The 26,437-nt window shown below is 60.8% G+C and carries 22 protein-coding genes and 1 tRNA gene; 8 read left to right on the top strand and 15 right to left on the bottom strand.

Annotated elements, in window-relative coordinates; genetic code table 11:
- Nucleotides 1–34: 34 nt before the first annotated feature.
- Nucleotides 35–1,660, bottom strand: coding sequence for a L,D-transpeptidase (locus PLJ71_03825; protein HQM47788.1), 1,626 nt, complete (start codon nt 1,658–1,660; stop codon nt 35–37).
- 636 nt (nt 1,661–2,296) lie between these two features.
- On the opposite strand from PLJ71_03825, the gene PLJ71_03820 reads away from it, so the two are divergent.
- Together PLJ71_03820 and PLJ71_03815 are read left to right on the top strand one after the other, a co-directional pair.
- A complete protein-coding gene (locus tag PLJ71_03820) occupies nt 2,297–2,614 on the top strand; it encodes a DUF2089 family protein (GenBank protein ID HQM47787.1) in 318 nt (105 codons plus the stop codon).
- The gene (locus tag PLJ71_03815; GenBank protein ID HQM47786.1) at nt 2,607–3,485 is read left to right on the top strand and encodes a hypothetical protein; all 879 of its coding nucleotides are present in this window, start codon (nt 2,607–2,609) and stop codon (nt 3,483–3,485) included. The genes PLJ71_03820 and PLJ71_03815 overlap by 8 nt, the downstream gene beginning before the upstream one ends.
- Nucleotides 3,486–3,495: 10 nt before the next feature.
- On the opposite strand, the gene PLJ71_03810 is transcribed toward PLJ71_03815, so the two are convergent.
- From PLJ71_03810 to greA, 10 genes are all read right to left on the bottom strand, one after another.
- Nucleotides 3,496–4,488, bottom strand: a complete 993-nt coding sequence (locus PLJ71_03810; GenBank protein HQM47785.1) for a WG repeat-containing protein — start codon at nt 4,486–4,488, stop codon at nt 3,496–3,498.
- 99 nt (nt 4,489–4,587) lie between these two features.
- Nucleotides 4,588–5,052, bottom strand: a complete 465-nt coding sequence (locus PLJ71_03805; GenBank protein ID HQM47784.1) for a CoA-binding protein — start codon at nt 5,050–5,052, stop codon at nt 4,588–4,590.
- A 129-nt stretch (nt 5,053–5,181) separates the two neighbouring features.
- Nucleotides 5,182–5,571, bottom strand: a complete 390-nt coding sequence (locus PLJ71_03800) for a VOC family protein (GenBank protein ID HQM47783.1) — start codon at nt 5,569–5,571, stop codon at nt 5,182–5,184.
- Between the two features lie 89 nt (nt 5,572–5,660).
- Nucleotides 5,661–6,395, bottom strand: coding sequence for a hypothetical protein (locus PLJ71_03795; GenBank protein HQM47782.1), 735 nt, complete (start codon nt 6,393–6,395; stop codon nt 5,661–5,663).
- Nucleotides 6,396–6,666: 271 nt separating this feature from the next.
- Nucleotides 6,667–7,326 (bottom strand): OmpA family protein, encoded by a 660-nt coding sequence (locus PLJ71_03790; protein HQM47781.1) that lies wholly within the window; start codon nt 7,324–7,326, stop codon nt 6,667–6,669.
- A gap of 657 nt (nt 7,327–7,983) precedes the next feature.
- Entirely contained in the window at nt 7,984–9,006 is a 1,023-nt protein-coding gene (locus tag PLJ71_03785; protein HQM47780.1) for a methyltransferase, read from the bottom strand.
- A 113-nt stretch (nt 9,007–9,119) separates the two neighbouring features.
- A tRNA-Ser gene (locus tag PLJ71_03780) sits at nt 9,120–9,211 on the bottom strand.
- Between the two features lie 277 nt (nt 9,212–9,488).
- The gene (locus PLJ71_03775) at nt 9,489–12,857 is read right to left on the bottom strand and encodes a M4 family metallopeptidase (GenBank protein ID HQM47779.1); all 3,369 of its coding nucleotides are present in this window, start codon (nt 12,855–12,857) and stop codon (nt 9,489–9,491) included.
- Between the two features lie 522 nt (nt 12,858–13,379).
- The gene (carB, locus tag PLJ71_03770; GenBank protein ID HQM47778.1) at nt 13,380–16,613 is read right to left on the bottom strand and encodes a carbamoyl-phosphate synthase large subunit; all 3,234 of its coding nucleotides are present in this window, start codon (nt 16,611–16,613) and stop codon (nt 13,380–13,382) included.
- A 172-nt stretch (nt 16,614–16,785) separates the two neighbouring features.
- Nucleotides 16,786–17,259 (bottom strand): transcription elongation factor GreA, encoded by a 474-nt coding sequence (gene greA, locus PLJ71_03765; GenBank protein ID HQM47777.1) that lies wholly within the window; start codon nt 17,257–17,259, stop codon nt 16,786–16,788.
- 122 nt (nt 17,260–17,381) lie between these two features.
- Here greA and PLJ71_03760 point away from each other — a divergent pair, with 122 nt between their 5' ends.
- The 3 genes from PLJ71_03760 to PLJ71_03750 all read left to right on the top strand — a co-directional run bounded on the left by PLJ71_03760 (nt 17,382) and on the right by PLJ71_03750 (nt 19,285).
- On the top strand, nt 17,382–17,837 hold the full coding sequence (locus PLJ71_03760; GenBank protein HQM47776.1) for a hypothetical protein: 456 nt from the start codon (nt 17,382–17,384) through the stop codon (nt 17,835–17,837).
- Between the two features lie 20 nt (nt 17,838–17,857).
- Nucleotides 17,858–18,844 carry a dihydrodipicolinate synthase family protein gene (locus tag PLJ71_03755; GenBank protein ID HQM47775.1) on the top strand — a complete coding sequence of 329 codons (987 nt, stop codon included), beginning with the start codon at nt 17,858–17,860 and terminating at the stop codon, nt 18,842–18,844.
- A 78-nt stretch (nt 18,845–18,922) separates the two neighbouring features.
- Entirely contained in the window at nt 18,923–19,285 is a 363-nt protein-coding gene (locus PLJ71_03750) for an STAS domain-containing protein (protein ID HQM47774.1), read from the top strand.
- Between the two features lie 123 nt (nt 19,286–19,408).
- Here the strand turns inward: PLJ71_03750 and PLJ71_03745 are convergent, their stop codons facing one another.
- On the bottom strand, nt 19,409–20,992 hold the full coding sequence (locus tag PLJ71_03745; GenBank protein HQM47773.1) for a sulfatase-like hydrolase/transferase: 1,584 nt from the start codon (nt 20,990–20,992) through the stop codon (nt 19,409–19,411).
- 238 nt (nt 20,993–21,230) lie between these two features.
- Nucleotides 21,231–21,653: a GxxExxY protein gene (locus PLJ71_03740; protein HQM47772.1), complete on the bottom strand. Its 423-nt coding sequence runs from the start codon at nt 21,651–21,653 to the stop codon at nt 21,231–21,233.
- A 194-nt stretch (nt 21,654–21,847) separates the two neighbouring features.
- Here PLJ71_03740 and PLJ71_03735 point away from each other — a divergent pair, with 194 nt between their 5' ends.
- Both PLJ71_03735 and rfbA read left to right on the top strand, forming a co-directional pair.
- Entirely contained in the window at nt 21,848–22,693 is an 846-nt protein-coding gene (locus PLJ71_03735) for an LOG family protein (GenBank protein ID HQM47771.1), read from the top strand.
- A gap of 33 nt (nt 22,694–22,726) precedes the next feature.
- Complete coding sequence (gene rfbA / locus PLJ71_03730; protein ID HQM47770.1) at nt 22,727–23,599, top strand: glucose-1-phosphate thymidylyltransferase RfbA; 873 nt, start codon at nt 22,727–22,729, stop codon at nt 23,597–23,599.
- Here the strand turns inward: rfbA and waaF are convergent.
- Together waaF and PLJ71_03720 are read right to left on the bottom strand one after the other, a co-directional pair.
- Nucleotides 23,596–24,627: a lipopolysaccharide heptosyltransferase II gene (gene waaF, locus PLJ71_03725; GenBank protein ID HQM47769.1), complete on the bottom strand. Its 1,032-nt coding sequence runs from the start codon at nt 24,625–24,627 to the stop codon at nt 23,596–23,598. The genes rfbA and waaF overlap by 4 nt on opposite strands.
- Complete coding sequence (locus PLJ71_03720; GenBank protein HQM47768.1) at nt 24,614–25,015, bottom strand: hypothetical protein; 402 nt, start codon at nt 25,013–25,015, stop codon at nt 24,614–24,616. The genes waaF and PLJ71_03720 overlap by 14 nt, the downstream gene beginning before the upstream one ends.
- Before the next feature lie 1,075 nt (nt 25,016–26,090).
- On the opposite strand from PLJ71_03720, the gene PLJ71_03715 reads away from it, so the two are divergent.
- Nucleotides 26,091–26,437, top strand: a 347-nt coding sequence (locus PLJ71_03715) for a permease (protein HQM47767.1), incomplete at its 3' end; no start/stop codon positions are given.

The following is a 26,437-nucleotide window of genomic DNA, read 5'->3' as shown; positions in this document are numbered from 1 at the left end:
TACATGCGCAGATGCTCGGCATGCAAACGAGGTCTCACGGTTCGATGCTCACCACTGTCCCAACAGGGCACAGTCGGAAAACGGTCTCGGCGTCTTCGGGCCGCATTCGGACGCATCCGCGGCTCATATCGGCCCCGATGGACTGCGGCTCGCTCGTGGGGTGAATGCCGTAGCTCGTGGCGCGTCCACCGGCGGCAAGCCCTATCCACCGCCTGCCAAGCGGGTTTTCGGGGTCGCCCGCCTTGACAATGCGCCCCCGGTCGGACCAGTCGGGGTTCGTGACCTTGCATGCTATGGTGAACTCGCCATCGGGGGTCGCGTTGTGACGCCCCAAGCCAACGGGAAACTGTGCGAGCGGCTCGCCATCGAAGCGGATTGTCAAGGTATGGCTGCTCTTTTCGATGTCAATTCTGACGCGTTCCGGAGCGTTGTTATCGGCAACCGTCTCGCGAGTGCCCGAAGCCGCCAAGGGATTCTCACCAGCCCCGGTACCTCCTGATTCATGAACGGTAACCAGTGGTTGATTTGGCGCGAAAGACCCAGTCTCGGCGGAACCCCGGCTCGAGCGGGCCCAAACGGAACCCGCCGGGGCAGGATTCGCGCCCTCTGAAGGGTTGACAGGATGATCCTTATACGGCGAATCCTCACCATTCTCATCCTGTGCAGGGACCTCGCCCCAGGACGTCGCCGGGCCGGAACCAGACGGCTCGTCTCCGGGTTCAACCATCTCCGAGACAACGAAGGCGGGAGTGTGTTCGAGGGCGGCGCTATCGTCCGATGCCGCAAGCAGGGGACGCAAGACAGCCATGACCCATCCCACAGGTGAAAACAGGGGAACGGCCTCCGGGGGCAGAGTGCCTGCAAAAGGCGCATCCGGGACAACCGGTTCCTCGACACGAACCCACGCGCCGGGTTGCCAGACAGCGGCTCCCGCAGCCGCAGGAAGCGCCACGAACGCCTCCTCCTCCCCGCCAAGCGCCCCAGACCCCGGATAGGAATTGCCTTCTTCGGGGATGGCTCGCTCCCGGGGCCGGTCCGCGGGAAGGCCGGGCAAGCCCCTGACTCGCCAGTCCGGGGGCCGGAACCGCGTGGCATCCGGGAGCAGCCACACAAGCAGAAGAGCGGCGGCCAGCATTTCCAGCGCCGCCAAGACGCGCCGCCGTCTATGTCTCGGCCTTGCCGGAGTGTTCGGGCTGGGGAGAAGTTGCGTGAAATCCGCCACGGGCAGCGCTCCGGAATCGCCAGCAGTCTCGAGGTCATTCTGCACCTCGCGAATCAGGGCGGCAGCTTCCTGGGCATTGAGATGAGACGCCGCGACATCGGTTACCGGGATGTTCGGCATGAGAATGAGGCGGACCTCAAGCACGCACTCGCCGCCAGTCTCGCGCAGGGCGGACACGTTGCCCCGAATAATGGCTGTGCGCCGTGGTTCCGTTGGATGCGCGACCGGAAACTCGATGAAGAGCCGCTCGCCCGCCTTGAAGGGCGCGCTTGTCCAGATGGTCAGGCCTTCGTGCCGGACCGCGGTTACAAGACCCTCCTGAGGCAGCCGCTTGCCTTCGAGGTCGCCCAGGATCACGGACCGGCCCACCGGGTGGTGGGCGCGAGAGACCGCCGGCATTCCAAAACGGCCCGGCTTCTCTTCCTCACCCTGTGTCACAGGAGCCTCATCCCTCATAGGCAGATTCTGGAAATGCGTTCTCTACAGTGTACCGCAAAACCATGGAGCAACCCAGGAGAGGCAGGCGTCGCGACACGCGCAACAAAGACGACAAAGGCCGGAGACATGCGCTCTCCGGCCTTCGCATTGAGTCTGTTGTGTTGTTGCGGCACAGCGTGCCGCAGACGGGGATTCGCAGTTTAGAACTGGTCGAAGATCCACAGAACGATGGAAATGGGCAGGAATACCCAGAACCACAGCGTGCCGGGATCACTCAGGTCAAAGTCGAGAAAGCCTTTCGTCATGATACGTACCCCTTCCAGTTTTTGGGCCCTGCTCGTTACGAACAGGCCGCGCCTCTGCTTAACCAACATGCCAAACGCTGTTCGGCGTTTGCAGCGCCACGACTCGCGTGAACCCAATCATACCCGCTTGTCCCTTGTATGTCAAGCCAGTGCCAATGCTTGTGCAGGCTCGGAGAACCACCGCCTACGTTCACCACCGCTTCAGCATCCAAGCTCAACAAATCGCGAAGGGGAAGGGTTGACGGTTTTTTCTTGCTCGAGGGGCTTGACAAGCTGCCTAAAACTAAATATAATTTAGTCAGAGTTTAATATTATTCAAAGCGAGGCGATCATGAGCCAGTTACCACAGTGGTTTACAGGATTGGACGACGAGGACCTGCAGTTCCTCAAGCGGTTCCTGTTGGCGAGCGGCTCCCTCAAGGCCGTCGCGAAGGAATACAACATATCGTATCCAACGGTACGAGCCCGATTGGACCGGCTGATCGCAAAAGTGCGGGTATCGGACGAAACAATGGACTCGACCGCGTTTTACCGCAGAATTCGAATTTTAGTGGCCGACGGCAAGCTCGTGCCCGAAGTGGCACGCGTGCTGCTCGAGGCCCATAACGAGGAAATCAAGGACTTGCGGAAAGGGGCTTCCAATGAGTAAGCAAATCTGGATATGTACGGTCATGGTTCTGGTCGCCGCAACCGCCCCCAGCGTTGCGGAACGGGCCGCGGGTACCCAGCTTTTCAGACAGGAAGTCGCCGGCATGCCGGAACTGCCGGCGCCGATGCCGCCTACCGTAGCGGTTTCGTTCGATACAACCCAGAGCGCCGACGGCAACGGTTCGATTCGCATCGACTACAGCAACCCCCAACCCATGTCCATGCTCCTGTACGAATCGCCCAATCCCGGCGTGGACAATTGCACGGTGTGGTGCGAAGCGTCGCTTCGCGGCGAAGGATTGAAAAATATCGCCTACCTCGAGATGTGGTGTGATTTCGGGGAAAATGGCCAGTATTTCTCGCGCGGGCTCGACCAGCTGCTCCAGGGCGACGCGGACTGGCGGAAAGTGCGCATCCCATTCTTCCTCAAGTCCGGCGAGAAACCCGCCCGGTTCCTCATAGGTGTCCGGATGGAAGGCCCCGGCACCGTGTGGCTGGACGATATCACGCTGAGCCGCGACGCCCTTCCCAATACCTTCGCTGGGGGCCGCTCCCTGCAAGTGGCGGTCCTGGGTACCCTGCTTGGGCTTCTCGGCGGCCTGTGCGGTTTGTGGGGCGCTTTGAGCGGCATCCTGGCGCCGCGCGGCAAAGGGCGCGGCCTGGTTATTCCGTCGGGCTGGTTTTTTAACGCCGCAGGGTTTGCGGTGCTTGTCGCGGGCGTGATTCTGACGGGAACCGGTTCGCCGCTGGGCTGGCCGTGCCTGCTCGCCGGATTCATCATTACCGCGGTATTGACCCCCTTGAATTTCGTGGTGCGGCGCGCGTACCAACAGGCGGAATTGCGCCGCCTTGCCGCCCAGGACCTGCAATAGGCCGCGTCCCTCACGGTATCATGCGGATACGCGCGAGCCCCTCGGCAAAGGGGTAGGCATGGTCGAACTGCGGGGGAATGGCATACTCGCCGGAGATATCGATATAACCGTACCGCCCATTCTCCTTGACGACCGCGAGGCCCTGAGAAAACGGCATCGCCCTCTCGAAACGCGGGGCGATGGCAAACGACCCGTCGGGCCGGGCATAACCCCATTTGCGGTCTTCCTGGACCGGCAACAGGCCTTCGCGATATTCCCGGGCGTCATCGAAGCGCGGGGCAATCGTAAAGGCGCCCTGGCGGTCGATGTACCCCCACTTCCCTTCTTTTTTGACGGTTGCCAGCCCGTTGGTAAATGGGGAGGCGGCCTCGAACTGGGGCTCGATTACGATGTGCCCGCCGAGGTCGATATACCCCGCCTTCCGCTCGACGACCACGGCGGCCAAGTCATCGGAAAAGGGCAAGGCGTGTTCGAAACGGGGTTCGATGATCATCGCCCCGTCGCGATCGATGAACCCGTAGGCGCCGTTGCTCGCGACAGGAGCCCGGCCTTGGCTGAACACGCCCACGCTGTCAAACTCCGCCGCAATGACCAGTTGGCCGGTCTTGTCGATGTAACCGTACTTCTCGTCCACGTGTACCGGGGCCCGCCCTTCGCTGAAGGGCCCGGCGTCGGTGTAAACGGTGTCGATGACCAATTCGCCGCTCCGGTTGATGTAGCCCTTGCGCGAGTCCACATCGATGACGGCAAGCCCTTCCGAAAAATCGTAGGCGAAATCGTATTGCGGCTCGATCACGACCTTGCCCTGAAGGTCGATAAAACCAAAAAGGGCATAGCCCGGCCGCTCTTTGGCCCGCTGCGCAGCACGTTCGGAATAGATGCTGGCGGCAACCAGGACGAGCAGAACGGCCAGGCTTCCCAGAAAAAGCAGGTTTCCCCAAGGAATGCCGCCCTTCGGCGGTCCTGTTCCCTTCTGCGCGGCTCCCGAGCGTTGTTGATCCATAAGCAAGGTCGCCCTCTACCTTAAGCCATGAACGGTCCCGTCACACGAATATGGGCCTGCCATCGGCGCTTTTCAAGAAACCGCTCTAGAAGCCCCCACTCATGCCGGGTACTTGCCGAACCACTTCCAAATCCTGGCATGCAGCCGGTGTATCCAGGCGGTCTCGGCTAGAAACATGTAAGGACATTGCCCGGGGATCAGTGTAATCCCATTCTCGCCGCACAAGGCCCGCACCGGCTCGCCGGGGTCCGTGACCGTGTCCATGCCATGAAGCCAGACGCGCGTCACGCCGGCTGCCGCGCAATCGCGCACTACCGATTCCACCTCGTTCCCGGGCACCATGACAAGGACGCCGTCAACGGGCGGATTGATGTCGCGCACGCTGGGAAAACATTTCAGCCCCTCGATTTCCTCCGCATTAGGATTCACGGGAACGGTGTCGTAGCCCTGCATGCGCATTTCGCGCAACAGTCCGCGGCTGAAATCATTCTTTCCCCGCGACACGCCCACGATGCCGATACGCCTCTGCGCGAGAAAGTCGTCTATTGCCTGTTTCATGCTCATCCCGCACCCTCCCGGAATTCCAGGTCTACCGGCTCGCTACCAGCGTAAACGGTGACACACTCGGACCTCCTATATGAATGTAACACGCGAAGCATCACCGGGATTTCACCCAAGCCGCCGGGCGCACGATTAAGGTTCAAGCCACTGGACGAACTCGATAACGTTGTTGTCGGGGTCGGCGATGTAGAGCCAGGCGACTTTGCCGGGGATCGTCATAGGGCCGTTAAGGATGGGCACGCCTTTGTCCGCGAGCTCCTTGGCGAGAGCGTCCAGGTCGCCGGTGGCGATGGCGAGATGCGGCGTGTACGGGGGTTGGGGCTCGGCCGCACGCCCCATATCGGCGCCGAGGGACTCAAGCAACTCGAGATTCCCCCCTTCAAGCTCGAGGTAGGCAAACGCCTCGCCGTGCGCCTCGTCGGTTTCCCGGAAGAGGAGCGTCAAACCGAGAGTCTCGGTGTAAAACCGGATGGCCCCGTCCAAAGTGCGCACCCGGAAGGCTACATGATCATTTCTAAGCATGGCCCGTATTGTGCCGGGTACGCGGTACGAAAGCAACGGAGGGCGGAACACCCGGCCGCACCTTGAGAATGGGCGCCCGGCAGCGTGAGTCAGTTCCAGCTGTCGCGGATGAGCCGTGCCGCTTCCTTTTGGCTCAAGGGCACGAGGATGCCGGAGGCCACCAGATGCTCGAATTCCTCCCGTAACCTCTCGAGCGTCTTGGCGATAATCGTGTCCTTGTCCTCGGCAATGGCGGAGACCCCCACGGTTTCGAGCCTGCGCCTGTGGGTGGCGAGCACCTCTCCGGTGGGCGTATCGGGGGGCAGGTGTTCCACGTCGACGCGCTCGCGAAAAAGATTGCCCAGCGGAGACGGGTCTTCCGTCAATGTGACCAGTCTGCGGCCGTCGGACAACTCAGACGAGCAGATAAGCCAAATCCGCGTTTTCACTTCCCGCCCGGTGTAAAGCTGCCTCCACAGAACAGTTGCAGCGGTCGTCTGAGTTGCATCGAGGAACGTCGCAGAATACCCACGCATGCGCCCGATGTAGTACGAGGGCTTCGAGCAGAGCGCCAACGTGAGGCCGTAGTTTCGGCATTGAGCAGCCCGGGGTTCCATGGCCAGCCGAACCTCTGCAGGTAGTTCATCCCATTCCAATACGGTCGGCGTCAGTTTCTCTGGCCACGTCTGGCCCCACCGCGCCGGGAAAGGCCATCTCACGAGTTTCCGCAATGCAATGATTGCCGTCGCGAGATACGCAACAGTAAAGTGCTGGCCGCGCATCATCCGTAGAACAACGCGCAACGGAACTTCCGTCAGACCGACCGGCCGATAATAGGTCGTCATTCCCCCTGCCCTTGCTCCTCAGTTTTTGGCAGAGAGGAGTCTACTCCGGAGGGTTTCGGGGACACAAAACTCATTTGTGACTATGAATGCCCAAGACACCTATGACAGGCAAGGTGCACGAAATCCTGATTGAGTATTGTGTCCCCAGAATTCCGGCGATACAGCGGGAGCGGCGTCCGTCGCCCTGCGTTTTCTTCCGCACGGAAACACAGAAGCCGCTCCGGCATCTCCTGACGCCGAAGCGGCTTGTGGGTCGTTATTATCCGGGCCGTTAGTCTTTGAGCGTAGTTACGATAACGGCACGGCGATTCAGTTTGCGATTTGCAGCAGAGTCATTGGCTACGGCAGGCTGCGTCTCGCCGAAGCTCTTCGTCGAGATGCGGTCAGCGCTGATGCCCGCCTCTACCATGTACGTCTTCACCGCATTCGCACGGCGCCCGCCAAGGCCCTCGTTGTAAGCGGCCTCGCCGATGTCGCAGGTGTGGCCTTCAATCAGGACGGTGTCATTGGGCCATTCCTTCAGGTGCGCCACGGCTTTGTCGATTTCCGCCTTGCCTTCCGGCTTCAAGACGGCCTTATCGAAATCAAACAGGATGTGATTCAGTACTGGCAACTTGTGCTCTTTCGCAGGCGGCTGCACCGGCGGAGGAGGCGCTACGGGCGGCACAGGCGGCGCGGGCTTTTCCCACGTGTGCATGACTTTGCCGCGGTTGCCCCACAGCTCGCTGTCGTCCGCATTGGAGGCGGGCTTGGTCGGCCACCACCAATAGGCAGAGCGCACCGGATCTTTCACCGGTTCAGGGGTAGCGCCACTGTTTCCCCACCAGGACAGGTCGTCCCACACTTTTGGAGGCTGATAGATGGCCGCCGACGCTGCCCCATACATGAGCACGACGCCGATGGCCAGCACGCCGATGAACGATTTTTTCATTGTGGTCTTCTCCTTCTCCGCTGTACAACCAATTACAAACCGTATTTAACCATACTCTTACGGGGCTGTCAAGCTGCCTGAGAGCATGGTATCCCGATAAATTCAAGGGAGTGCAACGACCTCTCAGCTCCCCAGAATTTTCATTATAGTCTAAGTTTAACACAAAACCAACCGCTTCACAAGGCTCTAATACGGCGCCCAAAACACGCCACAAGCCCCGCCTTGGACGTCTAACACCGATTTCCCGCGCCTTTCTTCCTTCCAGCACAGGTCCCAGAACGCAGATTCCGCAAAATTCCGCCTATCTAACGTCATGACAAAGGATTACAGCCTGTTGCGGCGGCCGGCGGGGCCCCTCGTGCGCCGGTTCGAAAGGCGGTTTCACCAAGCCGCGGCACAAATTGACAGCTGGCGACAGACGCATAGCTTTTGGGTCAAAAAGTCGTCGCACGCACCCGTCCCAACTCGCGCGCCCTTTTCTTTCGAGCATCCTGGTCTCGCAGAAGATCTCGCGCTTTCGGAGGCTTAGCATATATCGACATAAGGCTTTAAGTGCTGTTATAAAGGATCTAAAGTAAGTGGCGGGAGATACGCCCGGCTCCACCGGCATCGACATCGCAGCGGGGGATGAACCGGCAAATGTCCGCGGGCGCGGCGTTATCGCGCCGTGCGCGGTTTCTCGACAAGCCAGAGGCGGCTCTGGGGCGTCATGTCGACGACACGGCCCGGGGCAAACCCGGCCGAATCGGTCCACGACGCCACCTCTTCATACGTGTAGGTGTCGCCCTCGCCGGTGTGGATCAGCATATGCAACGCAAACAACAGGCTGAACGGCGGCCCCGACCGGTCGTCTTCGGGGATGAAATCCTTCAAGATCATCATCCCCCCGGGCTCGAGCGCATCGAAACACTTCCTTACCAGCTTCCGGTTGTTCTCCGGACCGTAACTATGGATGATGTTTGAGAGAAGCACCAGATCGTAGCCAGACCCCATGGGGTCCACCATGAAATCGCCAGGGATGTATGCGATGCGGTTGCCGCACCCCGCCGCGCCCACCTGTTCTTTTGCGATATCTATCACTTCAGGGCGGTCGAAGAGTGTCGCCCGCATGCCCCCGTGCCGGCTCACAAACGCGATGCTGTAGCTGGCCGGCCCGCCGCCAACGTCCAACATGTGACGGTACGCGGAGAGGTCCACAACATCCAGAATCTGCTGGGCGCTCATGCGCGCAATATCGTCCATCCCGAGGATAAAATCGCGCAACTCTTGGGGGCCACGTTTCTCCTCGCGGAACGGCATGCCCTCGCGCGTGGGTACCGCCTCACCCGTGCGCACCGCCTCGCCCAAATGAAACCAGTTCATGTACCCCCATTTGAGATGCTTGACAATGTTGCCCTGGTACGCGGACCGATTGGGCACAAGACAGGTATCCGCCACGGGCGTGTTTCCATACGTTGCGTCCTGCTTGTCGAGGAGTTCCAGAGCCACCAGCGCATCGAGGAAGATCCGCGTGCCACGGGCGTCCCACCCGAGCCTTGAGGCGACCTCGCCGGCCGTTTTTCGCCCGGCAGTCAAGTGCGAAAAGAGATCGGCTTCGACGGCGGCATACAGAATGGCGGACTGCCGGAAACCCGTCGCCAGCTCGTTGATCCGTCCTGTGAATTGGGCAATATCGGCCACGATGCTCCTCCTGCATGAGCGAATTCAGCAGACCCTATTGTACGAACAGCCGCCTTCCGACACCAAGCAGGTCCCGGCCCGGGAGAACTGGGAAGAGTCGGGGAAGGAAGCAGTGGCGGAGAGGGTGGGATTCGAACCCACGGTACACCAAAAGGAGTACAACGGCTTTCGAGGCCGCCGCCTTCAACCACTCGGCCACCTCTCCGCACGGGGTTGCATGATGAAGAACTTTTGACTGTCAAGAAAACTCATCGTATCAAAAAGGCGCCCGCCGGTTCCAATCTCAGGAAGAACCCGATTCGCCGACTTCTGAAGCCGCCACAAGAACCGCCCCCCACCCGAGGAGAGAGAAAAGGCGAATACGGCGGGCGCGCCGGGCAGGGCCACGGGCATGACACACAGGACCGCCGCCGCCACGATGTGAAAAGCGCCGCACCTCTCTACAGAGGTGCGGCGCTTCAGTTTCAGGCTCCGGTACCGCGTCAGAATCTGAGAATGCCGTTCACCACCACCTGCACATCCGTGGCATCCATGAGGCCGTCCCGGTTCACGTCTGCCCTGGGTACCCCGCTGGCGCCCAGAACGCCGTTGACGACAAGCTGCACGTCGACGGCGTTGATTACCCCGTCGGCGTTCACATCGGCGAGCTTGTTCTGGCCGCTGGCCGGTGTCTCGCTGCTCTCGCCCGGGGCGCCTATCGTCACCACGTTGGATGCCACCGATTCTCCAACCACGCCCCAGTAATAGTTAAATACGGAATAGGGAGTAACAATCGCGTACCACGCGTCGCCCTCGTTTGTCGCAAAACCCGGAACCGTGGGCGCATTCAGCAATGGCAGCATGAGCCTGCCGTTGCGGTACCATTCGATATACACGTCGTTTTCCCCGCTCTCTTCGGGCGAATACAGCGTCCACCTCACTCCCAAAGAACTGCCCGCTCCGGCCGTCTGGGGCGTAACCTCAACCTGGCTGACCGTGGGCGCGCGGTAGGTATTCCCGACGTGAATCAAAACGTCCTGCGTGGCGGACTGGCTTCCTTCCCTCGCACTTACCACCACAGTGTAATCGCCCGTGTCTTCGTAATCGGTCAGCCACGAGAACGTGCTCTGCGTAGCGCTGACGCGAGTCAGCTGCGCCCCTTCCGGCGCATCCACAAGCGTGATTTCGGGCGTCCCTTTGGGTGACTTCACCTTGATCTGGAATTCCGCGCGCATCCCTTCGTTCACGCTGACCGGCGAAATGGGCTCGATCATCACCGTGCCCGACCCGTCGGATTGTGACGAGATGTCGAGGACTTTCGGCACCAGGATTCCAGACTCGAGCAGCACTTCCGGATCGTAGAAGATGCCTTGACCGTCGGTCACCCCGACGATGATCTCCTCCGCCGTCAGTTCGAGACAGGTAATCCGGATGTGCCCGCTGTAGAACAGTTCCACTTGTGCGGTGTTCGAATAGAAATACTGCCCGTAGACGGGAAGCTTGTCATAGGTGATAACCATCCGGTCCGGAAGCACCTTGACCCATATCGAGCCGGCCGAAGTATTCGAGAGGTCAGCGAAAGCCACACAGATGCGCGGCATCACATTGGCCGAACTGCCCGACGGGAAATTCAGATAGCTGGACCGGTCAAGCGGCATTTCGGTAAACGCCAGATACCCGTTCTCCGCCATCCAGCAATAGTCGTGGTATTCACCCATGAACGGGAACGGCTCGCTGAATCCGCAACCCTGGCTGTCGTCTTCCAGCAACTGACCATACTGGGCATTTTCCGGCGTCTGAGGAAGTTCCCTCACGCCCGGCGTTACGGTCACCGTATACCCCCCGGAGGCCGCTTGCCCGACCGGCGTGAACAGAATCTGCGTATAGCTGAGATCGGAGCCCCCGGAAAACGTCTCGTAGGCTACTCCCAGCGCGGCCGACCCCACTTCCGCGACGCTGGTCTTGTACTGGGGCGGCTCGGTGTCGGTAAACGTGGCGAACAGCGCATAGTAGTATGTCTCTCCGAGCGGCAGAGGCTGGTCTATCGCCCAGTTTTCCGGGCCGCTGTACACGGTATCACCGTCGTACATGCTTGTGGGCGCATGGTCCGCGTTGCGCACCAGGGTCGCCTTCTCGAAATACGGATACACCGGATTAGCCCACGTCATCACCAGGGCCGGCGTCCCTTCCACACTCATTGCGCGGAACTCTTTAAGGGGCTCGCCGGGGAATTGCAGAATCTCGACCGCATACGCCGCCGATTTCACCGAGCGGATGTCGTCTTCGCGAAACCGGCCAGGTTCCAAGACGGTCAGGTCCGTCACGGCTTGCACCAGCAAATCGCCGTAATCCGGATAATCGATGTAGATGGCCTTCAACGCCTTTTCAGCGAAAGAATAACCGCTCCCGGGAATGAGCACACTCTGGACCCGATAGAAAATGTCGGCGGCCTTGTCGATGCCCATCCCCTGGACCGAGTAGCCGTTAAACGTGTCGCCATCGGTAACCAGATAACACAACTTGTTGCCGACGCCGCAGTTGAAGTGGACGCCGCCGTAGTCGCCGGACCCCGAATACCAATTGGCGCCGTAATAAATGTCCGGATCGCCAAACTGGGTTGGATCGGCCATATTACGGAACGCGTTCATCGGCGTGTCTTCTCCGATGAGCCACCGCACGCCCGAGGAGTCGTTTCCTTTGCCATTGGTGAGGTCGACGTATTCGCCCCAGATATCCGAGAACGATTCGTTGATTGCCCCGGACTCGTAATAATAGGCCAGGTTCGACGTCCTCGCCGTAACGCCGTGCGTCAATTCGTGCGCCGTCACATCGTCAGCTGCCATGCCGTCGCCAAAATACATCCGGCCAACCCAGTCGTCGTAGAAGGCGTTCAGCATGGGGCACCAGTCGTAGGGGTCGCAATACCGAACCGTTGCCGAGAGGAGCATCCCGTTGCCGTCGATGCTGTCTCTGCCGTGATATCCGCTGTAAAAGTTGTACGTATCGCCAAGATAATCGTACGCAAGGTTCGCGTCGGCGACACTCGCGATAGGACCTCCTTCTACCCGGACAAGGGTCCCTGGGTCGTTCGACGTATTGAACGCGTCGTAAATCTCCCGCCTGAGCGCTTGGGGAACCAAGGAATGATGCAGCCGAACATCCTGCGAGTGGGCGTCAACCAAGATCACTTCTTTGGCAAGTGGATCCGTCTGGCTGACGGCCACGATGGCCCATACCAGGCAGGGGTCGCCGCTGTCGCCCACCACGGGCGGGGCAAAAACATACAAACGCCCTTCAAGAACGTCATAAGCCGCGTTCCCGTACGTGGACCGCATCAGGTCAAGAGCCTTCCCTTTTGCGCGGTCCAGCGTGATGGAGGGGCTCAGGGATACGGTGCTGTTGTCAAGCAGGGACGTCTCGCGCATGATGTCGCTCAGAGCGGAGAACACCCCGCCCTTCTTGTCCGTTTGCACGAACACGTGCGCCCCAAAAACCGGCACCCCGGAATATTCCTGGTCCAGACAGACGCTGCCGCGGCCGGCCTCCAGTCGCGATGCCGCCGCCTTGAAGCTGCTGCGCGAGCTCACGGCTCCAAACGCCCGCCCGTGTTTCTGCAGCAACGCCGCCGCCGTCATCTCCGGAGGCGCCGGGTCCGTTGTCAAAACCCTGAACACCGCCCCCTGCGGCGCTCCCAGGAAGCGCAGATAACCTTTCCCGGTCTTTGTCTCGGTGGGCGGCGTCAACGCTTTGGTCGCGCCCTGCATGGATTTATACAACGCCCGGAAATCATCCGGGTTTGCTTCCGGGATATCGCCCAGGGCAGAAACCGAGACCGCAAGAGCGGCAAAGAGGGAAATCCCCACCAAGCGCATCGCTATCCTCCTTTGGGCAACATACTCCCGCCCCGTCTCTGAAGAAAGACACCTCTCCCACGGGATCTCAATCCCGTTTTCGGATACGTTCTCCACTCCGCCGGGCATTTGACGGGTACAACCCTCATAACGCCCGGCATCTTCCGAAAACGTTACCGCAACCCCATGAACCCCTCGGGCCATCGGCCAGGTCTTCGTCCAAAGGGCCGCGTTTATTGTACGGATTTCGCATCATTCTGTCCACAGTTTTATTAGTGGATGAGAGAAATCCCCCATACTTCATTCGTACGGAAGATCCGCCCACGGTTATGCGTTGGGTATCCTCAGGCCGTTTCCCGCGGGATATCGTCTATGTAGGTGGGTTGGCGGCCGAAATCAAGGCAAGGGGAATGCCAGGCCGGCGCCCGCCGGGCCCCCGGGGCAGGGCAGTCAGTTAAAATAAGGAAGGAGCACAGCGACGCCCCTGGCGTGGAAGCCGCCGACAGCGGCCCGGCGCCGTTGCCTGGGTTGGCCCGCCCGAGGTCAGGTCTCGGCGTGATACTCCTGAAGGGAGCGCACCGAGGTGTTTCCCCTTCGAAGGGCGCGAATTCCGAGGACCGCCGCCCGGGCCGCCGACAACGTGGTCATGATGGGCAGCGAACGCTCGATGGCGGTGCGGCGAATGGTGCGCCCATCGTCTTTCGACGTGCTTCCCAAGGGAGTGTTGATCACCCACTGGATCTCCCCGTTGATTATGCGGTCGACGATATGAGGGCGGTCTTCGCCCACCTTATACGCGGTTTCTACATGGATTCCCTGCTTCTCGAGGCAGGCGGCAGTGCCCCGCGTCGCCATCAGCCGGAAACCCAATTCCGCCAGGTCCTTGCCAAGCGAACCCATCTTGCTCTTGTCGCGATCATTGAGGCTCAGGAATACCGTGCCGCTCATGGGTACGCGGTTGGCAGCCGCAATCTGGCTCTTGGCGAAAGCCAGCCCCATGGAGCTGTCGATGCCCATCACTTCCCCCGTGCTCCGCATCTCAGGCCCCAGGAGAATATCCACGCCCGGAAACTTGATGAACGGCAGAACCACCTCTTTGGCGGAAATATAGCGCGGATACGGGTCTTCGGTGATGCCGAGTTCGCGAAGAGTCTTGCCGGCCATGATACGCGCCGCGATCTTGGCCAGCGGCTGTCCAGTCGCTTTGCTGACGAACGGAACCGTGCGCGACGCCCGGGGGTTCACCTCGAGCACGTAGATATCGTGGTCCTGCACCGCGTATTGAATGTTCATCAGCCCCAACACGTTCAGTTCCCTGGCCAGAGCGCGGGTCTGTTCCTTGATTCCCTCGACAACGGCGGGGTCCAGGTCGTACGGCGGAAGAATGCAGGCGCTGTCGCCCGAGTGCACGCCCGCCTCCTCGATGTGCTGCATGATCCCGCCGATGATCACGTCCGTGCCGTCGCAAAGGGCATCCACGTCGATCTCGATCGCGCTCTCCAGGAACCGATCAATAAGAACGGGACGCTCGGGCGACGCGCTCACGGCCGCCCGCATGTAACGGTCCAGGGACGGCTCGTTGTACACGATCTCCATGGCGCGCCCGCCCAGCACAAACGACGGCCGGACGACAACGGGGTAGCCGATGCGGTCCGCGACCGCGCGCGCTTCCTCAGGGGAAGTGGCCGTGTCGTTGGCCGGTTGGCGCAGGTTGAGTTTTTCGACCAGTTCCCGGAATTCCTTGCGGTCTTCGGCGCGGGCGATGCTGGCCGGCGTCGTCCCGATAATGGGCACGCCCGCCTTTTCCAGGGCCTCCGCCAGGTTGAGAGGCGTCTGGCCGCCGAATTGGACAATCACGCCCGTGGGCTTCTCGCGGTCGCAGATGTTGAGCACGTCCTCCAACGTCACGGGCTCGAAATAGAGCCGGTCCGACGTGTCGTAGTCCGTTGAAACCGTTTCAGGATTGCTGTTGACCATGATGGTCTCGAAACCGTCTTCCCGGAGCGCAAAGGCCGCATGCACGCAGCAGTAGTCAAACTCTATGCCTTGGCCAATGCGGTTTGGGCCTCCGCCGAGGATCATGATCTTCGGGCGGCCGGAATCGCGGACCTCGTCCTCGTCGCTGTAAGTGCTGTAGTAATAGGGAGTGTAGGCCTCGAATTCAGCCGCGCAGGTGTCAACCAGTTTGTAGGTCGCGATAACGCCCTGTTCTTTTCGGAGGGCCCGAACCTCGAGCTGGTTCATCCCCCAAATGCAGCCCAGCTGGTAATCGCTGAACCCGAGTTCTTTCGCATGGCGCATGACCGCCGGGTCGCGCGGGCCGGCGGCGCGCAGCGCCGCTTCCTCCTCGGTGATTTCGCGGATATTGCGCAGGAACCACGGGTCTATCCGGGTCGCCTCGTACAGCTCTTCCTCGGTGGCGCCCAGACGAAACGCCCGCGCCACCTCGAAAATGCGGTCCGGACGGGGCGTGCGGATCGCACGCAGAATGGACTGTTTCTCGTCCTCGGATTCAGGATTCGCCGTGAGCGGCTTGTCTCGGCCGTCGGCGCCCAGCCCGAACCGGCCAATCTCGAGAGAACGAAGGCCTTTTTGCAGGGATTCCTTGAAGGTGCGGCCAATGCTCATGGCTTCGCCGACGCTCTTCATCTGAACCGTGAGGCTGTCGTCGGCGCCGGGGAACTTCTCGAACGCCCAGCGGGGGATTTTCGTCACGCAGTAGTCGATGGTGGGCTCAAAAGATGCCGGGGTCTCCTTGGTGATATCGTTGGGGATTTCGTCCAAACTGTATCCGACGGCCAGTTTCGCGGCGATCTTGGCGATAGGAAAGCCCGTGGCTTTCGATGCGAGGGCCGAACTGCGCGATACCCGAGGATTCATCTCGATAACCACCATGCGCCCGGTACCGGGATGCACTGCGAACTGGATGTTCGAGCCTCCGGTATCCACGCCGATCTCGCGGATGATGGCGATCGCCGCGTCCCGCATCACCTGGTACTCCTTGTCGCTCAGGGTTTGCGCCGGCGCTACGGTGATGCTGTCGCCCGTGTGAATGCCCATGGGATCCAGGTTCTCGATCGAACAGACGACCACGACGTTGTCGTGAAGGTCACGCATCACCTCGAGTTCGTATTCCTTCCAACCGAGGACCGACTCCTCGATAAGAACCTCGTGGATAGGGCTCAACTCAAGCCCCCACCGCACGACCCGGTCGAATTCCTCGCGGTTGAACGATACACCCGCACCCGAGCCGCCCAGCGTGAACGCCGGACGGATGATGGCTTCGTAGCCCAGCGACGCCCCAAAGTCCTTCGCTTCGTCCAGCGAGCGCACCACGAGGCTTTCGGGCACGTCGCAACCGCACCGGAGCATGGCTTCCTTGAAAAGACCCCGGTCTTCGGCCTTCTTGATGGCCGCCAGGCGCGCACCGATGAGTTCGCAACCGTACGTGTCGAGAATGCCCCCCTCGGCGAGGGCCACCGCAAGATTGAGGCCCGTCTGGCCTCCTACCGTCGGCAAGACCGCATCGGGCCGCTCACGTTCAATAATGCGCTCGAGGACTTCAACGGTAAGCGGCTCGATGTAGGTGCGATCGGCCATATCGGGATCGGTCATGATGGTGGCGGGATTGCTGTTCGCCAGAACGACCTCGTAGCCCTCTTCGCGCAAGGCTTTACACGCTTGGGTGCCGGAATAGTCAAATTCGCAAGCCTGACCAATGACAATAGGCCCCGACCCGATGATGAAGACCTTGTGGATGTCCGTTCGCTTTGGCATGGATTCGTTGCCGTCCTACTGGTTCTCTGCTCCGATGCGGTATTCGAGCTTCAATGACCCGCCGCGGGTACCCGAGCGCCCCATATACACGAAACGGGCGCGCGTGCCCGCGCACCCGGACCCGGTCCACGCAGTCAAGGCCGCGCCGCGTGCGCAGTCTCCCGCGGCCTGCTTACCGGGTGATCTCGAGGATTTCCATTTCGAGGGCGCCCGCGGGAACAGTGGCCACGGCCTTCTCGCCCACGGCTTTGCCCAAGAGCGCGGAGCCCACGGGCGACCGCACCGAGATCTTGCCGGCCGCGACGTCGGCCTCCACCGGGCTCACAAGCACATAGGTACTCTCCAGCCCGGTCCGCGTGTTCACAACACGCACCGTGGCCCCAATGTAGGCCTTGCTTGCGTCAATGGCAGCGTGATCTACGATGGCTGCCCGCACAATCTTGTCCTCGATATCCTTGATACGCGCGGCCAACATGGCTTGTTCTTCTTTGGCGGCGTGGTAATCGGCGTTTTCCCGCAAGTCACCCAGCGCGCGGGCTTTCTCAAGGGCGTGGGCCACCACCCGGCTGCGCGCTCGGCATTCCTGCAATTCCGCCTTCAGCTTCTCCAAACCGTCGGCGGACATATAGAGCTTTTCCCTCAACATCCGTCTCCAATCACGCTGAGTGCCGGCTGACTCGCCGGGGCCCGAGTATAACAAAGACTGTAAGGGTTTTGCACGGTTTACGGCCCTGTGGTACACTCCACCGGAAGTGGGAGTATGTGACGATGGATGCAGTGATCAAACACATTGCGGAGAACTGGATTCCCTATCTGGTGATTCTGGCCTGTGCTTTGGCGATCATTCTGATCTTCCGCAAACATACCCTCCCAGTCATTCTCTGGGCCATGGAATGGGTGATTTATTGCTGCCTCTTTCACGTCGCTGTTAATCTGCTGGTCCGGCTGGTGCGCTGGTTCGACTATAACACCCAGATGAACATGCGCGAGGAAGAGCGTGTCTACAAGGACTGGGCGACCCCGCTCACCCAGTTCTGGAGTCGCGAGGCGTATCATCCCAACTGGATATTCTGGCTGGAGGTAGTGGTCGCGGCAGCGTTTCTCATCGCCATGGTGCGTTATCGCCCCATGGCGACCCAGAAAGTCAGGCCGCGGAAACCGGCGCTGACCAAGGGTGTGGGCCCTTCCCAGAAACTGGCCGAGAAGTTCCGCAAGAAAAGCTAGACCAAAAACGAGGAATAGATATGATTTCCCAAAGCATTCGCGGATGTATTGCACCTACCTTCACCATTTTCGGTTCCGATTTGAGTTTCGACCCCGACGGACAACGCCGTTTCCTGGATTTCCTGGTCGACCGCGGCGGCATCAGCGCCTTCTTCGTGCGGTCCGGCATGGGACAGATGTACACGTTCAGTTTCGACGACGTGAAGGCGATGGCGAGCACGGCGTGCGGACATCTGAAAGGGCGGGCGCGCGTTCTGGTAGGAGCCAGCGGCATTTGGGACCGTGACCGGGAGAACTATCCTGATCCGGCGGTCTACACGAACCAGGCCGTGGAACTCAGCAAGTATGCCGAGGAACAAGGGGCCGACGGCGTGGTGCACACGGTACCCGAGGCCATTCTTCCACGCGATGGCCAGACGGCCGCCGATGTCGTCCTGACCTATTTCGAGACCGTCAGCGCGGCTGTCGGGATTCCCACGTTCATCTACCAGCCCCCTGAGACGTCTGCCTCCCACCAGGTCACCCACGAACTTATCTCCCGGCTTGCCGACATGCCGAACGTGGCCGGGATTAAGGTGTCCACGGCGGATGCAGGCTATATCGCATCGTTGTGCGCCGCGGTGTACGGGAAAGATTTTGACTACATTACCGGCAACGAAAATGCGTTCTGTGCAGGACTATACGCCGGTTCGAAGGCCGTCATCGGACAGGGCGCCGCTATGTATCCGCAAATCTTGAACACGCTGCAGGAGCAGTTCGAGGCGGGCGACGCCCCCGGAGCGGTCTACACCCAGCATGTGGTGTACAAGCTCGTGGCGTTCCCCATCAACAGCGTCGAGTTCTTCAAACGGTACGCAACCGAAAACGGCTACGAGGTCGAAGCATATGCGCGTCCCATGAACGGCGCCGCATACCGCAAGACCATCGGTACCGTCAGCGAAGAACAATACGCTGCATACAAACGGTTGCTCGAAGCGGAGCTTGCGCCGTATCTCTCAACCCTGTAAGACCCGTGCTGGTTCGCGCGGCATCCATTTGATCAGCCCACAGACTTTTCGGCAGAGGGGCCGGGAGGAGCGAGGGAAATGCTTGAAATCGCCAAGTGCGGAAGGGTCGTCATTGTGACCATTACAGGAGCGCCGCGCCTCGATGCGACCAATGCGGAGCCTCTGGGACGCCAGTTGTTGGAATATTGCGCGAAATGTCCCGGCTCGCATGTGCTTCTGGACCTGCATTACGTCGAGTACCTCTCCAGCGCCGCTATCTCTCAGGTCATCCAGACCTACCGGGAATTGGAGAAGACCGGCGGAGGATTGCGCGTGTGCGGCGTCAACCCTTACGTGGCCGACCTGTTTCACGTCACCAACCTCGACACGATCTTTCATACCCTGGAAGACGTGACCGAGGCCGCCAAGCAGTACAATGCGGATCTGCAGGCCGCGGAGTAAGCGCCAGCGCCAGGAATCTCCTGCCAGACCAAGCAGACCGAGGCCGCATCCTTCCGGCCGCTGGCTGTTCACGGCTGCCGCGGAACGTATGCCGACCGTACAAATCGCCCGTCCCAGTCCCGGTCAGTCCATTGTGGAAAGCATCTCAACCTGAGCCTCGTAGGCTGGAGGAGGAACCTTCATGCGCTCGTCCGGGCAGGCGGGGCCATGTACTTGTCCCCATCGTGCGAGGGCTTGAAAATCGGCCTCGGTTTGCCTGGTTCCCTCGCGAACCTCAGCAGGATCCCACCCCTCGAGCAGTCGCGCCATGAGACGGTCGCGGATATCGGCGTGGGCCGGGTCGCCGCCGAGGTCGTGGATTTCGCCAGGGTCCTCATCAAGATCAAATAGCGCCGGGGGAAGGTCGTCCTTGCCGGCATAATGCCACAGTTTCCATTTGCCAGACCGGACCATGCGCGACGGCCGGTATTCGCCTTTCTCCTCCTGGCACAACTCGCTGAACGTCTCGTCAGTCCAACCGTCCGGGCGCTGTCCCCGCAGCCAGGGCCACAGCGAACGGCCATCCATCCCCGTGAGCGTCTGCGCGCCGGCCGCGTCCATGAATGTTGGCCCCAGGCCGGCCAGGTTACAGACGGCCTTGCATTCCGTTGCAGCCGGCGCCACGCCGGGCATACGCGCAATCAACGGCACGCCCGCGCTGCCTTCATAGTACGTGCTCTTCCACCAGCACCCATGCTCGCCAGCCGCGTCCCCGTGGTCGCTGCAGTATACGACCAGCGTATCGCGCGAGCGCCCCGCTCCTTCCAGCGCCGCCAGCACCTTGCCCACAAGAAGGTCCGTGTACTCGCAGAGACCGTAGTAGGCCGCACGCGCGACCCGGGTCTGGTGCTCGCTGAGGGGACGCTCGATGTCGCGCAATTCGCGAAATCTCCGGATGGTCGCGGGGGCCTCCTCCTCCACCGCGGGCAGGTCGATACGCTCATAGTAATAGTCGAAGAGCTCCTTGGGCGCAATGTACGGGCAATGAGGCAGCACAAGGCCGACTACCGCCGCGAATGGACGTTCGAGCGTGCCGGCGTGGCCTCCCAGGTAGGCGCAGGCAGCGTCAACAATTCGCTCGTCCATGTATTGGTACGTGGTCTTTCCCCGGCCTGCCTCCGCGGCAGCGGAGCGGGTCTGGCCAGCGCCGCCATGGTAAAAAGGCGCGCCAATGGGCTCGTCGCACAGGCAGCCCACGCCGGGATACGTAGCGCTGTACTCCGCGATTGGACGGCTCAAGAACCCGTGCCGCTGGTCTCCCCCGCAAAAATGCATCCGGCCGATAAGGCTGGTCTCGTAGCCCGCGGCGGTCAATGCGTGCGCCCACGTGGGGATGCCCGAGTTGAGAATGCCCAGATTGCTCCACACCCGGTTGCCCGACGGGAAACGGCCGGTCAGGAAACTCATGCGGCTCGGCACGCACAGGGGCGCCGGGCAATAGGCGTTGCTGAAGCGCATTCCTTCCGCCGCAAGGCGGTCCAGGTGCGGTGTCCGTACCAAATCGTTGCCGTAACAGCCCAGCAAATGCTTGCTGTGTTGATCGGACATGATCACCAGGATATTGGGCCAGGCAACCGGAGCTTCGCCGCCGCCTGCCAACGGTCCGGCGAGCGCACCGGCCGTTAGCGCGATACCGGTCTTCATGAAGTTCCGCCGCGACGTTTTCATGCCGGCTCTTCTCCTCTTTCCCGCACTATACGCGCGAAACGCCGCACGGACAAGACCGGCTCTCGGCGCCTTCGCAAAGCGCCTCACGACTGCACCGTGTGCTTGACGCGCGACGCCTATGCCTCTAGGATGAGGCAGAGGGGTAGGCGCGCCTTTTCGGGCAGGAGCGGCCGACCGTTTCCCCACCGCTTCCTCGCTTTACACCCAAATCGCTGGATAACACGACGATTGGGGAAACTCACACAGAGGCACAAAGGACGCGGAGGAAATGGAGCGCCCGCCGAAGCGAAATCTGCTCAATGTCTCCGTCTATGATGCGGGAAATGCCGTCCCGCATCAAAGCCTCGCCGAAGTTGAGTAAACAGCCGAGTCGGATGCCCGTCAACCGCAGATAGGTCAACACCTGCTTACGGTGCGCCTTTGTGACCTTCTCCACGAATTTGAGTTCCACAAGAACGGTATCCTCCGCGATGACGTCTGCACGCAACCCTTCGTCGAACCGGAGCCCGCGAAGCTCGATGGGGATGGGAATTTGCCGTGCCACGCGCAGACCCCGGCCCTCCAAGTCGCGTGCAAGAACCGCTTCGTACACTGTTTCCAACGGCCCGGGACCTGTCTCTCGATGAAGCGCTACCGCGCAAGCCACAATGATGCTTCCTATCTCATTCTGTTTCGAAGGATTCGATCTTCGTGTTCCCTGTGTCTCCGTGTGAGTTCGTTCTTGTCGTTATGGAGAAAATAAGATCCCTCCAGCGAGGGCTTTCTTATCCAACGCTTGGGGTTTACACTCCCAACTTGCGGCACGGCGCCAAAACGTGTACAAGAGTGCTTTGCATGACCAACAGGAAGCCGGCTATGACACAAGACGATCTTCCGCCGAAAGGCCCCGTGCGTCCCCAGAAAGCCTACAAAAATCTCGCGTTCCTGAACAGTCCGGACGCGCGTACGATTCGGGTGCTGTGCGAATTCATCGAACCCGAAATGCGTTTCGAGCGGTTGAATATCCAGCACACCGTGGTCTTTTTTGGATCAGCGCGGACCATGGCGGCGCGTGAGGCATCAGACAGGTTTGCGAACGCCAAGCAGGCGCTCGAACAGGCCAACGGCGACGTGGACACGCTCCAGCGGGAGTTCCTTATGGCCCAAAGCGCCCACGCCATGTCACGATACTACGAAGACGCGGCGGCGCTGTCGGAACGGCTCACCACATGGTCGCTCTCGCTGGCGAACCCGCGCGACCGGTTCGTGGTGTGCTCCGGGGGCGGCCCGGGGATCATGGAGGCGGCCAATCGCGGCGCGCAGCGTGCCGGCGGAGATTCGATCGGGCTGAATATCAGCCTGCCGCACGAACAGTTCCCTAACCCGTACCAGACTCCGGAACTGGCCTTCGAGTTTCACTATTTCTTCATCCGGAAGTTCTGGTTCGTGCATCTGGCGCGCGCAATCATCGCATTTCCGGGAGGCTTCGGCACGCTCGACGAGCTTTTCGAGCTCATTACCCTCCTTCAGACCGGCAAGGCCGCCAATAACCGCTGCGTCATTCTCTACGGCTCGGATTTCTGGAAAGAGATCGTCAATTTCGACGCGATGGTGCGCTGGGGCGTAATCAGCCCCGAGGACCTCAAGCTGTTTTACATGTTTGACGATGTGGACACGGCATTCGCGCATCTGCAGGCGCATCTCACTAAACATCATCTCTAAAAACGCGATGCCGAGGAAGGAGCGGACGGGGCCATGAAGGGAATCATCCTTGCCGGAGGAGCGGGCACGCGCCTGTATCCCATCACCCTGGCGGTCAGCAAACAGCTGCTGCCAGTCTATGACAAGCCGATGATCTACTATCCCCTGTCCGTGCTGATGCTGGCGGGCATCCGCGATATTCTGATCATCTCGACGCCCGAAGATATGCCTGTGTTCAGGCGCCTGCTGGGGGACGGCTCGCAATTGGGCCTGACGTTCTCCTACGCGGTGCAGCCGAGGCCCGAGGGGCTGGCGCAGGCGTTCATCCTGGGCGAACACTTCATCGGAAGAGAACCCGTAGCCATGATTCTCGGCGACAACATCTTCTACGGCCATAATCTGGTCGAGGTGGTCCGCCGCGGCAGCCAGTTGCAGGAAGGCGCCCTCATCTTCGGGTATCCGGTGCGCGAGCCCGCGCGCTACGGCGTCGTGGAATTCGACCAGACGGGAACGGTGCTCAGTATCGAGGAGAAACCCGCTCATCCCAGGTCGCACTACGCGGTCCCGGGCCTCTACTTCTACGACAACGACGTCGTTGCCATCGCCAAGAGACTGAAACCCTCGGCGCGGGGCGAACTGGAAATCACGGACATCAACCTCGAGTATCTCAGGCGGGGACGGCTGCGCGTGGAGTTGTTGGGCCGCGGGTTTGCCTGGCTCGACACGGGAACGCACGAGTCCCTCGTGCAGGCCGCCAACTTTGTACAAACCGTGCAGGAACGCCAGGGTCTGCAGATCGCCTGCATCGAGGAAATCGCCTACCGGGCAGGGTTGATCGGCCGCGACCAGCTGCGCGCCCTGGCTGAACCCATGCACAAGAACGATTACGGGGCTTACCTTCTGGGCCTGCTCGAAGACGCCCTCTAACGCTTTGCCGGCAAGTGGCGCAGCGCCGCCGCCACAACGGTCTCGGGCGCGATGCGCGTCATGCACCGGAAATCGGTCGCGCACTCGGGCTTCTGGCAAGGACCGCAATCGACCTCCACCCGCAGCACCTCCCCGGTCTCGTACGGGCCCGCGGAATACCGCGGCGACGTCGGGCCCATAATGCAGATCACCGGTTTCTTGAAGGCGATGGCCACGTGGCGTGGTCCGCTGTCGTTCCCGATGAGCAGGTCGGCCAGGGCGAGCGTAGCCTTCAATGTGTCGATGGTAGGATGGCCGCCGTCGGCAACAATCACGGGATATCGTGCGGCCGAAAGCACCGCGTCGCGCGTGTCCTCTTCCCCGGGGCCGGTCACCAGCACGAGCCGGGCCCCCGCTTCATCGTGCAATTGATCGATAACGGCAGCATACCGTTCCGGCGGCCAGCGTTTGCTCGGGCCGAACGCCGCGCCGGGCGCCACGGCCACAAGAGGGCCCTCGCCCTCGAGCCGCGCACGAATCTGTTCAACGGCCTCGGGCTCGGCAGCCAATTCTAGCCCTTCGCCGTCGTCCTCACACCCGATGGTTTTGACCAGGTCAAGGTATTCCCGTCCCATGTAAACGGGCACGATGGCGCCGTCCTCGCGATACGGCAGCACGTTGTGGGTGAGCAGCCAGGACCGCCCATCCCGAACATATCCCAGCCGGACTTCGGCGCCGCTGACCCACGCCGCGAGAGCCGCGCGAAACGAGTGAGGAAACACAACGGCCAGCATGGCGCCCGGGCCGCGCAGGGCCTTCCGCAAGGCCAGCATCGCGGCTATTCCCGGTTGTGCCGGAATTGGAACCGCGCTCCGGAGCCACGGGAGTCCCTTCACAAGCTCGCATGCGCTGCGCCTCCCCGCGGCAATAAGGGCGCGGTCGGGAAATCGGCGCGCCAAGGCGCGGAGCGCGGGCGTGCACATCGCCACGTCGCCAAGCCAGTTGGGTATGAACGCCAGAACACGGCCCGGGGATTCAGTCATCGGCATCGGGCAAAGCCGTACTGCCGGGGTCATCGCCAGCTATGGTGTGTTGCGCCACGCGTTTTCCAAGTTCTTCGGCGAACTCGCGTTTCCCCAGCGTGCTGCGGTAAACTTCGCGCTCCTCGCGATAGCTTTCCCGAATGATTTCCATCGCTTCAACCGAAGCGCGCCACACCACGATGATAAAGAATACGAACATCGCCGACAGAACCAGCGCGAATCGCAGCGGGTCGTCGCGGTAACGCGCCATTTGGAGTCCCAGAAGCATCACGGCGATGATCGCCAGCAGCAAATAGAAACTGACAGGCCTGCGGGCATTCTGGCGGCGGAAAGCTTCCTTGAAGAAGCCCCATAACGTGGTGGGCGGATCATTTACCGGGTCAGGCTTTTTCATTGGACACTCCGCGCCGCGCGCGCGTTCAGCTTTGATACGGACACGCCCCCCCGGCCGACGGGCACGATTCACACCGGGGCCCTGCGCTTGAAGCCGCTTCTCCGCCCAGGGGCGCGAAGGCGCCAGCCAGTTTTGCCATCTTCTTGCTTCCGCACGAGGGGCAGACTGGTCGCGCGGAGGCGGTTTTCACTAAAATCTCGCTCTCAGACCCGCAATCCGGACACTGGTACGTAAACAATGGCATGCCACAAAACTCCGTCTTTCCATGTTGCCTGTCTCGATCTTACCAGTGTTCGTGGGTTTGGCGCAACGCAATGGGGAACCACTAGACGGCCACGAAGAAGCTCCAACGCCCTCAGAGCCCTGCAAATACTGCCCGGTGCGCGCTTCCACGGGCCCTTCCCAGCCCCAAATACCACAAGGCAACCACCAGATGTGGGTGCGGTCACATGTGGAATCGCGCAGCAGCTTTGTCAACCAAATACCCGATTGGCCCCATCCATGGTGTAGATTGACGTAGTTTACCGCATTTTATGGGCATCATAAGAAACGCTTATGGGCCATATTTTTTTCATAAAGGGGGTTGACAGCCACTATATGTTGTGGTAAATTGGCCCCGGTGTCTGGGACTTGAACCTGCGAATCAGGCCACCGACTTCATCGCACCGTGAAGTCAGTTCCGCAGCCCCGGCCGTTACGGTTCGCACCAGTTGAGCAGCTTGAAGCCAACAGACCGCAGCCCAATGGTTTCAGCGTGGTACGCTCATTGCCGTGACCCTCTTGCGCCAAGAAACACGGAACAGAGTTTCCAGACACTCCCCGCACTGAGCGGCGGGCGCGAGCCCGCCGCTCCCTCCATTTCAAGATGCCTTTGCCCGGATGTTTGATGGGAAAACTCATTTATAGCCGCTTGCGGCTTTTTGTTGACTTCAACGGCGATTCCTCTCTCCTGCGAATACATGGGCCGGTCAGTGCTGTTCATTTATTAAGACCCTGAAAACAGGAGTGCGATGTTTTGGCAATCACGCACGCGTGGAGAACAGCAAGAACAAGCAAAACAGTCTGAGGCAAACGCATGAGCGTTCTGAATTACATCGAGCAGGTCCTGGCGCAAACGTGGAATGTCACGGCCGAGATGGCGCCGTACCTGTTGTTCGGCTTTGTTATCGCCGGATTTGTATCGGTCTTCCTGTCGCCGGAGTGGGTGGAACGCCATTTGGGCGGACGCGGCCTGGCGCCTGTGCTGAAAGCGGTGGTGCTCGGCATCCCGTTGCCGTTGTGTTCGTGCAGCGTTATTCCGGTTGCGGCTTCGATTCGCAACCACGGGGCGTCGCGGGGCGCCACAACGGGTTTCTTGTTGGCGACGCCGCAGACCGGTGTCGACTCGATTGTGGCGACATGGGGGATGCTCGGCCCCGTGTT

This window comes from Candidatus Hydrogenedentota bacterium (genome assembly GCA_035416745.1).
Taxonomy (GTDB): Bacteria; Hydrogenedentota; Hydrogenedentia; order Hydrogenedentales; family SLHB01; genus UBA2224.
Note: the sequence above shows the minus strand (reverse complement) of the source record. Positions and strands in the feature narration are given on the sequence as shown.

What these genes read in the sequence shown, in the direction of transcription:
- PLJ71_03820 (HQM47787.1), top strand. Translation starts at nt 2,297, where the DNA reads ATGAGCCAGTTACCACAGTGGTTTACAGGATTGGACGACGAGGACCTG.
- PLJ71_03815 (HQM47786.1), top strand. Translation starts at nt 2,607, where the DNA reads ATGAGTAAGCAAATCTGGATATGTACGGTCATGGTTCTGGTCGCCGCA.
- PLJ71_03810 (HQM47785.1), bottom strand. Translation starts at nt 4,488, where the DNA reads ATGGATCAACAACGCTCGGGAGCCGCGCAGAAGGGAACAGGACCGCCG.
- PLJ71_03805 (HQM47784.1), bottom strand. Translation starts at nt 5,052, where the DNA reads ATGAGCATGAAACAGGCAATAGACGACTTTCTCGCGCAGAGGCGTATC.
- PLJ71_03800 (HQM47783.1), bottom strand. Translation starts at nt 5,571, where the DNA reads ATGCTTAGAAATGATCATGTAGCCTTCCGGGTGCGCACTTTGGACGGG.
- PLJ71_03795 (HQM47782.1), bottom strand. Translation starts at nt 6,395, where the DNA reads ATGACGACCTATTATCGGCCGGTCGGTCTGACGGAAGTTCCGTTGCGC.
- PLJ71_03790 (HQM47781.1), bottom strand. Translation starts at nt 7,326, where the DNA reads ATGAAAAAATCGTTCATCGGCGTGCTGGCCATCGGCGTCGTGCTCATG.
- PLJ71_03775 (HQM47779.1), bottom strand. Translation starts at nt 12,857, where the DNA reads ATGCGCTTGGTGGGGATTTCCCTCTTTGCCGCTCTTGCGGTCTCGGTT.
- carB (HQM47778.1), bottom strand. Translation starts at nt 16,613, where the DNA reads ATGCCAAAGCGAACGGACATCCACAAGGTCTTCATCATCGGGTCGGGG.
- greA (HQM47777.1), bottom strand. Translation starts at nt 17,259, where the DNA reads ATGTTGAGGGAAAAGCTCTATATGTCCGCCGACGGTTTGGAGAAGCTG.
- PLJ71_03760 (HQM47776.1), top strand. Translation starts at nt 17,382, where the DNA reads ATGGATGCAGTGATCAAACACATTGCGGAGAACTGGATTCCCTATCTG.
- PLJ71_03755 (HQM47775.1), top strand. Translation starts at nt 17,858, where the DNA reads ATGATTTCCCAAAGCATTCGCGGATGTATTGCACCTACCTTCACCATT.
- PLJ71_03750 (HQM47774.1), top strand. Translation starts at nt 18,923, where the DNA reads ATGCTTGAAATCGCCAAGTGCGGAAGGGTCGTCATTGTGACCATTACA.
- PLJ71_03745 (HQM47773.1), bottom strand. Translation starts at nt 20,992, where the DNA reads ATGAAAACGTCGCGGCGGAACTTCATGAAGACCGGTATCGCGCTAACG.
- PLJ71_03735 (HQM47771.1), top strand. Translation starts at nt 21,848, where the DNA reads ATGACACAAGACGATCTTCCGCCGAAAGGCCCCGTGCGTCCCCAGAAA.
- rfbA (HQM47770.1), top strand. Translation starts at nt 22,727, where the DNA reads ATGAAGGGAATCATCCTTGCCGGAGGAGCGGGCACGCGCCTGTATCCC.
- waaF (HQM47769.1), bottom strand. Translation starts at nt 24,627, where the DNA reads ATGCCGATGACTGAATCCCCGGGCCGTGTTCTGGCGTTCATACCCAAC.
- PLJ71_03720 (HQM47768.1), bottom strand. Translation starts at nt 25,015, where the DNA reads ATGAAAAAGCCTGACCCGGTAAATGATCCGCCCACCACGTTATGGGGC.